At 40.4% G+C, this 8,393-nt stretch carries 7 protein-coding genes; 5 read left to right on the top strand and 2 right to left on the bottom strand.

Translation table 11 applies throughout. From position 1 onward, the window contains the following. Nucleotides 1–38: 38 nt before the first annotated feature. Nucleotides 39–1,196, bottom strand: a complete 1,158-nt coding sequence (gene lpxB / locus L656_RS0109790) for a lipid-A-disaccharide synthase (RefSeq protein ID WP_024599070.1) — start codon at nucleotides 1,194–1,196, stop codon at nucleotides 39–41. A 301-nt stretch (nucleotides 1,197–1,497) separates the two neighbouring features. Here lpxB and L656_RS0109780 point away from each other — a divergent pair, with 301 nt between their 5' ends. From L656_RS0109780 to cydC, 5 genes are read left to right on the top strand one after another with little or no spacing between them, the layout of a single operon-like run. Further along, nucleotides 1,498–3,081, top strand: a complete 1,584-nt coding sequence (locus tag L656_RS0109780; protein ID WP_010553739.1) for a cytochrome ubiquinol oxidase subunit I — start codon at nucleotides 1,498–1,500, stop codon at nucleotides 3,079–3,081. Further along, on the top strand, nucleotides 3,078–4,217 hold the full coding sequence (gene cydB / locus L656_RS0109775) for a cytochrome d ubiquinol oxidase subunit II (RefSeq protein WP_024599069.1): 1,140 nt from the start codon (nucleotides 3,078–3,080) through the stop codon (nucleotides 4,215–4,217). Before L656_RS0109780 ends, cydB begins: the two co-directional genes overlap by 4 nt. Nucleotides 4,218–4,229: 12 nt before the next feature. After that, nucleotides 4,230–4,394, top strand: coding sequence for a cytochrome bd-I oxidase subunit CydX (gene cydX / locus L656_RS0109770; RefSeq protein ID WP_002958303.1), 165 nt, complete (start codon nucleotides 4,230–4,232; stop codon nucleotides 4,392–4,394). After that, nucleotides 4,384–6,177, top strand: a complete 1,794-nt coding sequence (gene cydD / locus L656_RS0109765) for a thiol reductant ABC exporter subunit CydD (protein WP_024599068.1) — start codon at nucleotides 4,384–4,386, stop codon at nucleotides 6,175–6,177. Before cydX ends, cydD begins: the two co-directional genes overlap by 11 nt. Beyond that, nucleotides 6,170–7,915: a thiol reductant ABC exporter subunit CydC gene (cydC, locus tag L656_RS0109760; protein ID WP_024599067.1), complete on the top strand. Its 1,746-nt coding sequence runs from the start codon at nucleotides 6,170–6,172 to the stop codon at nucleotides 7,913–7,915. Before cydD ends, cydC begins: the two co-directional genes overlap by 8 nt. Here the strand turns inward: cydC and L656_RS0109755 are convergent. Then, nucleotides 7,898–8,290 carry a septal ring lytic transglycosylase RlpA family protein gene (locus L656_RS0109755; protein ID WP_024599066.1) on the bottom strand — a complete coding sequence of 131 codons (393 nt, stop codon included), beginning with the start codon at nucleotides 8,288–8,290 and terminating at the stop codon, nucleotides 7,898–7,900. The two genes, cydC and L656_RS0109755, sit on opposite strands and share 18 nt — an antisense overlap. Nucleotides 8,291–8,393 lie beyond the last annotated feature (103 nt).

Genomic DNA, 8,393 nt, shown 5'->3' with positions numbered 1-8,393 from the left:
CTTCGTCTACACCGGCAATTAAGGCTACGTTGGGTCTATCAATTTGCATTTATTAACTCCGCCACAGCGTTGGCTGCTTGTTCGCTGGCATTTAATCTAATTTTTTCGTGAATAGCTAAAAAGCGTGCTTTTAGCTCTTTTTTATCAGTGTTGAGCATAGGAGTAAGCGCATTTGTTAAATTAGCCACATTACACTCACTTTGTAAAAACTCAGGTACTAGCTCTTCGTCGGCTAATAAATTAGGCAGCGAAAAGTACTTAATATTAAACGTAAATAAGGTTTTAAAAATCCAATAGCTTAAAGGCTTTATTTTATAGCCCACTACCATTGGCTTTTTATAAAGCATGCCTTCAAGTGTTGCGGTGCCCGACGCTAATAAAATAGCATCAGCAGCTTGCATAGCTAATTTTGATTGTCCATCAAGCAGGTTAACATTAAGGTTTGGCGCGGTAGCATTTAATATATCAGTAAACTGCGCTTTGCGTTTTTCGTTAACTAGTGGCACCACAACTTTAAGATTTGGGTTTTTACCTTGCAGCTCTGCGGCTGTTTTAATGTAAGTTTCACTCAGCAAACCAACTTCAGATCCTCGGCTACCTGGAAGTAACGCCAGTACTTTGTCATCAAGGCTTAAGCCGAGTTCTGCACGTGCTTTAGTATCGTCGTGCTCAAGCGCTATATCGTCTGCCAAAGTATGACCCACAAATGTACAAGGCACTTGGTGTTTATCGTAAAACTCTTTTTCAAATGGCAGTAACGCAAGCACTAAGTTAGTGGCTGCACTTATTGTATGTATACGCTTTTCGCGCCACGCCCAAACAGACGGACTTACATACTGTACTGTTTTAATGCCCGCATCTTTAAGTGGCTTTTCAACACGTAAGTTAAAATCGGGTGCATCTATACCAATAAATACATCAGGTGGGTTATCTACAAAATGCTGCACGAGTTGTTTACGTATTTTAAGCAAACGCGGCAAACGCCCTAGCACCTCAACAAGCCCCATTACCGAAAGCTCATCCATGTCGTAAAGTGTTTTACAGCCCTGCGCTTGCATTTTAGGTCCTGCTATTCCTTCAAAAATAGCGTCCGGAAAATGTTTTTTAAGGGCTTTAATTAAACCTTCACCTAAAATATCGCCCGACAGTTCACCTGCCACAATACCAATTCGTAGTTGTTTTTTATCTTTATTCATTTGATTTTATTTCACAAGTAAACCAGGCGTTCATGCTTGTTAGTTTACCGTGTTTTACTGTTTGGTTAAACGCTTTAAATAACTGGTTTTTTATCACGTAAGTTAAGGCTTTATGTTGTTTGTTTTTAATACTGATGTAGCATAGGAAATATATATTAAGTTTTACTAATATGTATGTTGACAAAAATTGCACAAAAGTAAATACTATTACAAACTTTCAGTAATTACTGAAAGTTCATTAAACCTTAACTTTGCCAATTAAATGTTGCCCTGTTAATCCGTCACTCTCAAGGAGCCAATAATGATAGATGAAACCTTTGTGGATCTATCGCGATTACAGTTTGCTGTTACCGCTCTCTTTCATTTCTTATTCGTACCGTTAACGATAGGTATGACCTGGATTTTAGTTATTATGGAATCGGTTTATGTTATGACCGGTCGCGAAATTTATCGTGATATGACTAAGTTTTGGGGAAAATTGTTTGGTATTAACTTTGCAATTGGTGTGGCGACAGGCCTTACCATGGAATTTGAGTTTGGTACTAACTGGTCTTATTACTCCCATTATGTAGGTGATGTTTTTGGGGCTCCCCTGGCTATTGAAGGTTTAATGGCATTCTTTTTAGAATCGACCTTTGTAGGTATGTTCTTTTTAGGCTGGGACAGACTCTCTAAACGCCAACATTTAGGTGCAACCTTTTTAATGGCCATTGGTACTAACATGTCGGCGCTGTGGATCTTGATTGCCAACGGTTGGATGCAAAACCCAGTAGGTGCTGAATTTAACTATCAAACCATGCGCATGGAAATGACCAGCTTTGCAGAGCTTGTGTTTAATCCTGTAGCACAAGTTAAGTTTATTCATACCGTATCGGCAGGTTATGTAGCTGCATCTATGTTTGTACTGGGCATAAGTAGTTGGTACATATTAAAAGGTCGTGATTTAGCGTTTGCTAAACGTTCTTTTTCGGTCGCATCGGGCTTTGGTTTAGCATCAATTTTATGTGTAATTTTACTCGGTGACGAATCAGGCTACGAGGTAGGTGAAGTTCAAAAAGTAAAACTTGCCACGATTGAAGCTGAATGGCACACAGAAGAGGCTCCGGCTGCGTTTACCGCATTTGGTTTTCCTGATTCAGAAGAGCAAGTAACACATGCTGCGGTTAAAATACCTTACGCACTTGGGTTAATTGCTACGCGTTCACTTGATGAGCAAGTAACGGGTATTAACGACCTAGAAAAACAACACGAAGTACGTATTCGCAACGGTATGATTGCTTATGAATACCTTACAAAACTCAGAAACGGTGAAGATACGCCAGAAAATGTTGCTAAGTTTAATACCCTAAAAGATGATTTAGGTTATGGCTTGCTACTTAAGCGCTACACACCTGATGTTGTAGATGCTACCGAAGAGCACATTCAAAAAGCGGTTAAAGACTCTTTCCCTAAAGTAGGCCCTATGTTTTGGTCATTTAGAATTATGGTTGCCTGTGGTGTAGCCATGTTGGGTGTATTTATATTGGCATTTTACTACAACGCACATCGCGTTATTGAGCAAAAACGCTGGTTGTTATGGGCTGCCGTATTGAGTATTCCACTACCTTGGATAGCTATTGAATTTGGCTGGATAGTTGCTGAGTATGGACGTCAACCTTGGGCTATATCTGAAATACTGCCGACCTTTTTAGCCACGTCGTCACTAACAGTAAACGATATTTTAATTAGCTTAACTGGATTTATTGTTTTCTATACTGGTTTAGCCATTGTTGAAGGTTGGTTGATGATCCGCTTTGTTAAGCAAGGACCAAGCTCGCTACATACTGGTAAATATCATTTTGAATTGCCAAATAAAACTGATCAAACTGAAGGAGAGCAATCATGATTTTTGATTATGAAACATTAAAAATGCTTTGGTGGTTGATCATTGGTGTGCTGCTTATTGGCTTTGCTATTACCGATGGCATGGATATGGGCGTTGCTATGTTGCTTCGCCTAGTTGGTAAAACAGATTCAGAGCGCCGTACGGTAATTAATACCATTGGTCCACACTGGGATGGTAACCAAGTATGGTTTATTACCGCCGGCGGCGCGTTATTTGCAGCGTGGCCTATGGTTTATGCAGCTGCATTTTCGGGCTTTTACTTTGCCATGATGCTAGTACTATTTGCTTTGTTTTTTAGACCACTTGGGTTTGATTACCGCAGTAAAGTAGACTCAAAACGCTGGCGCAACAACTGGGATTGGGGCTTGCTTGCAGGCAGCGCGATTCCAGCTCTCGTTTTTGGCGTTGCATTTGGTAATTTATTTTTAGGCGTACCGTTTAATATTGATAACCTAATGCGTGTTAGCTACCAAGGCTCATTCTTTGGATTACTAAACCCATTCGGATTACTTGCTGGCTTAGTCAGTATTACTATGTTGGTTGCTCATGCTGGTATGTGGTTACAGCTTCGTACAGCCGATGCAGTAGCTGAGCGTTCGGGTCAATATGGACGTTATTCACTAATTGTATTTATTGTGTTATTTGCTGCAGCTGGCTTTTGGGTTGCTAATTTAACGGGTTACCAAATTGTATCAATGGCTGATACGCAAAGTCATGCAGACCCTTTAGCTAAAGTAGTCACTACAGCGCAAGGTGCTTGGTTAAGTAATTACAGCGATCGTCCGTGGACAATGACCTTCCCTATTTTAGCCTTTGCAATGGCATTAAGTGCACTTGTGTTTTCTAAATTAAATAAGCCAGCACTTGGACTTATTTCAACAAGCTTAATGTTAATTGGCGTGATTATGACAGCAGGTGTTTCACTGTTCCCATTTATTATGCCATCAAGCAATAATCCAAATATTAGCTTAACAATTTGGGATGCGGTATCGAGCCATAAAACGCTCAATGTAATGTTTGTTGCAGTGTGTATTTTTGTTCCACTTATTTTAGCTTATACCACTTGGTGTTACGTAAAAATGTGGCGCAGAGTAACGGTTGAAGAAATTGAAAACAACACTCACGGTAGCTACTAAGGAGACTAAACTATGTGGTATTTCGCTTGGATTTTAGGTGTACTTTTAGCCTGTACCTTAGGTGTAATAAATGTAATGTGGTACGAATTTCATCAAAATAAAAACAGCATTGCTGATGATGAACAAGCCATGCACGATTTATTAAACGATGCTAACAACACAAAAGATGACGACTAACCCCCGACCAGATCGCGCGCAGCAGCAATCACTGCGCGCTTTTTTAAAGCGTCAAAGTAAACCCGCTGCAGTGTGGTTAAAGTTAAGCATTGCACTGGGTACTTTTAACGCATTACTAATGATTGCGGGTGCTTATTTACTTGCGCAAACTATTCACAATGTAATGTTTGAAGGTAATAATTTAGCCCAAGTTACTCACTTACTATGGCCCTTAGCAGGCATTATTTTATTGCGCGCGGTGTTTTTAGCGTTAAGCGAACGCTTGAGTGCATATGCTGCACTTAAAATAAAATCGGCTATGCGCCAAACACTTCTAAATAAGCTCAGCTTACTTGGGCCAAGCTATATAGAACAACACGGCCAAGGCGCTACATTAAATACCCTGCATAATGGCGTAGAAGCACTCCACGACTATTATGCTAAATATCTACCCGGTGCTGCTTACAGCGCGCTTATTCCGCTGGCAATATTGGTTGTTATTTTTCCGACAGATTATAAAGCTGGGCTGATATTTTTATTAACCGCCCCGCTCATTCCTTTTTTCATGATTTTGGTAGGCTCAAAAGCCGAAGCTTTAAACCAAAAACGCTGGAAGCAACTTGCCGTGCTAGGCAATTACTTTTTTGACCGCGTACAAGGTTTAACTCAACTCAAGCTATTTAATGCAACACGTACCGAGCTGAAACAAATAGCTAAAATTTCAGATGATTTTAGACACGCTACACTCGATGTTTTAAAAATCGCGTTTTTATCATCATTTGCACTTGAGTTTTTAGCTACCATTAGTGTTGCACTCGTTGCCGTAATTATTGGTTTTAGACTGTTTTTTGGTACTCTTGATTTTGCCACTGGCTTTGTAGTGCTACTTTTAGCGCCTGAATTTTATTTACCATTGCGCCAACTGGGTAGCCATTACCATGCACGCTTACAAGGCATTAGTGCAGCGGCCGATATGGTTGCGATTTTAAATGCACCATTGCCAAGTGACGAAAATGCGTCAGGGACTACAAGTACGCTTGAAAACAATTTAACTTTAAATGCAATTAACTCCATAAGTATTACCGACCTTAATTTTATATACCCAGATAGTAACGAAGGCATCAAAAATATAGATTTAACACTGCCAAATAAAGGCTTAATTGCAGTTGTGGGCAGTAGTGGATCAGGTAAAAGCACGTTGTTTGATTGCCTATTAGGGTTTCATCCTGAGGTGATAAACCACCTATCTATTAATGAGCAGAGTTTAAGTACAACCGATATTACTTACCTGCAAAATAACATTGCATGGATACCACAAAAAGCGACGCTGTTTTACGACACCATTGCTGCCAACATTAAATTGGCCAAACCAACTGCCACACAGCAAGAGCTTGAACATGCAGCAAAGCAAGCTGGTGTGCTTGAATTTATAAATACCCTACCCGATGGCTTTAACACGCTGATAGGTGAACAAGGGGAAGGGCTTTCTGGCGGACAAAAGCAACGCATCGCACTGGCTCGCGCATTTATAAAGCAAGCACCAGTCTTAGTGCTTGATGAGCCTACAGCGCACCTTGATAGCCAAACAGAGCAGCTTATTCAAGATGCTATTAATGAATACGCTAAAAACAACTTAGTATTAGTCATTGCTCATCGATTAAATACCGTTAAACACGCTAGTAACATAGTTGTTATGCACGATGGAAAAATAGCTGAGCAAGGTCACTTTGATAAACTTGCAGCGCAAAATGGTGTATTTGCTAACTTATTAAAAACGGCTAAACAAGGGGTGGCGCATGCATAACTTTATTCGCTTATTAAAGCTTTGCGCTCCTCATTACAAAGCAATGCTACTAGGCACATTTTTAGCGACGATTACGGTATTAGCTAATGTGGGTTTATTGGCTATATCTGGCTGGTTTTTAGCATCAATGGCGGCTGCAGGTATTGCGGGCGTGCAAATGAACTACTTTACTCCAGCAGGTACGATTCGGTTTTTAGCAATCGTACGAACTGCATCGCGCTATGGAGAACGTTTGGTCACTCATAACGCCACGTTTTTATTACTAAGTGAAATACGTACCAATGTATTTGCAACGTTAAGTAAGCTTAACAACGTTGATTTAGCAATGAGCCGCAGCGCCGATTTAGTTAACCGATTACAAAACGATGTAGACGCACTCGACAAGTTTTATTTAAACGTTTTACTGCCTATGCTGGTCGCTCTTTTGAGTGTACCAATCATCATGTTGTTTATGTCGGCCTATAATGGCAACGTCGCCCTTATTTGCTTTACTGGCATTATACTTATTGGTGTGGTTATACCTGCCCTACTCAGCGCAAAGCTCACTAAAAACAGCCATAAAGAAACACAACTTAGTGCACAACTTCGCTCTGAGCTTTCAGATACACTCACAGGGCTTAGAGAGCTTAGTATTTATCAAGCCCGTTCGCAGCAGCTTAATAAGTGCGACGAATTAAGTGAGCAGTACAATCAGCAATTATTTATTCGCCACAAAGCACTGGCAAACTCAGATGGGTTGAGCTTGTTGGTTGTTCAATTAGCCATGCTTGCTAGCATAGCTACCATTGTCCCGCTGGTTTACGCCAACAGTATGGTAAATGTAGAACTTGCTATGTTAAGTCTATTTGTACTGGCAAGTTTTGAAAGCGTATTGCTACTACCTAACGCGTTTATAGAGCTTCCTAGTGTATTAAAAGCAGCAGAGCGATTATTTTCGCTTGAGGATAAAGCAGCTAACTCACAAGTTAAAGATACACATGTAGACGTTGATGAAAAATTTAGTCCGCAAAATAACACATTGGCACTTAACAATATCAGCTATCAATATGGTGAACAAATAGCACTAACTGATGTTAGCTTTGAGCTGATGCCTCAGCAAAAAGTAGCGATTGTCGGTAGAAGCGGCAGCGGTAAAACCACGCTTGTAAATTTACTTACTGGTTTATGGCCTTTGCAACAAGGTAGCATCACTCTAAATAATCAAAATAGTGTTGTTAATTTACATTCATTAAATAGCGATATACGCGCAAACGTTATAAATATACTCGCTCAGCAGCATCATATTTTTGATGGCACACTGAGTGAAAATTTGCGTTATGCCGCGCCGAGTGCCACTAAAGAGAAAATGATTGAAGCGCTAACGTTAGCGCAATTAAGCCCATGGTTTAATGAACTAAAAGAAGGCTTAAAAACACGATTAGGCACTGGCGGACGTAACGTATCGCAGGGCCAATCTAGGCGTATAGCCATTGCGCAAGCATTACTTAAAAACCCTGCTATTTTAGTCCTTGATGAACCAACAGAAGGTCTCGATAATCAATCTAAGCAAGGGGTAATGCAAGCAATCATGCATGTTATGAATAACGCGAGTGTACTCACAATTACGCACGATCCGGCTCTTCTTACTCAAATGGATAATGTTGTATGGTTAGAAGACGGTAAAGTAGTGGCACAAGGCTCTCACAAAGAGCTCAGTAGCGCTTACCCAGATTATGTGGCACTAACTACCCGGTTTTAATACCTCTACAGACACGTCTATAACGCCGACTTTAGGGTCGGCTATCTTTTTAAACATACTTTTTGATAAATCAATAATACGACCTCGCACATACGGGCCTCTATCGTTGATCCTTACCGTGACTGATTTGTTATTAGCTAAGTTGGTAACAACCACCTTAGTACCAAAATCGAATTCTAAATGGGCAGCCGTTGCAGCTTGTTGGCTAAAGCGCTCTCCGTTGGCAGTTGTTCTCCCGTGGTATTTATCAGCATAAAAAGATGCTTTACCAACTTGTGTGATTTCCCCAGTAGATGATTTAACAATAGGCTGGCTACTACAAGCGGCTAAAGCTGAAGTAATAAAAAGAGTGACAACTAACTGAGGTAAACGCATAGGATGGCTTTTATTTTACAAATTACCCGCATACTAACTTGAGTTCGCTGAGTATTAACTGAATTGGGTCTAAACCTTGGGCAATAAAAAACCACCTTCGATA

Origin of the sequence: Pseudoalteromonas sp. TAE56 (genome assembly GCF_000497955.1) — a bacterium.
Lineage (GTDB): Bacteria > Pseudomonadota > Gammaproteobacteria > Enterobacterales > Alteromonadaceae > Pseudoalteromonas.
Note: the sequence above shows the minus strand (reverse complement) of the source record. Positions and strands in the feature narration are given on the sequence as shown.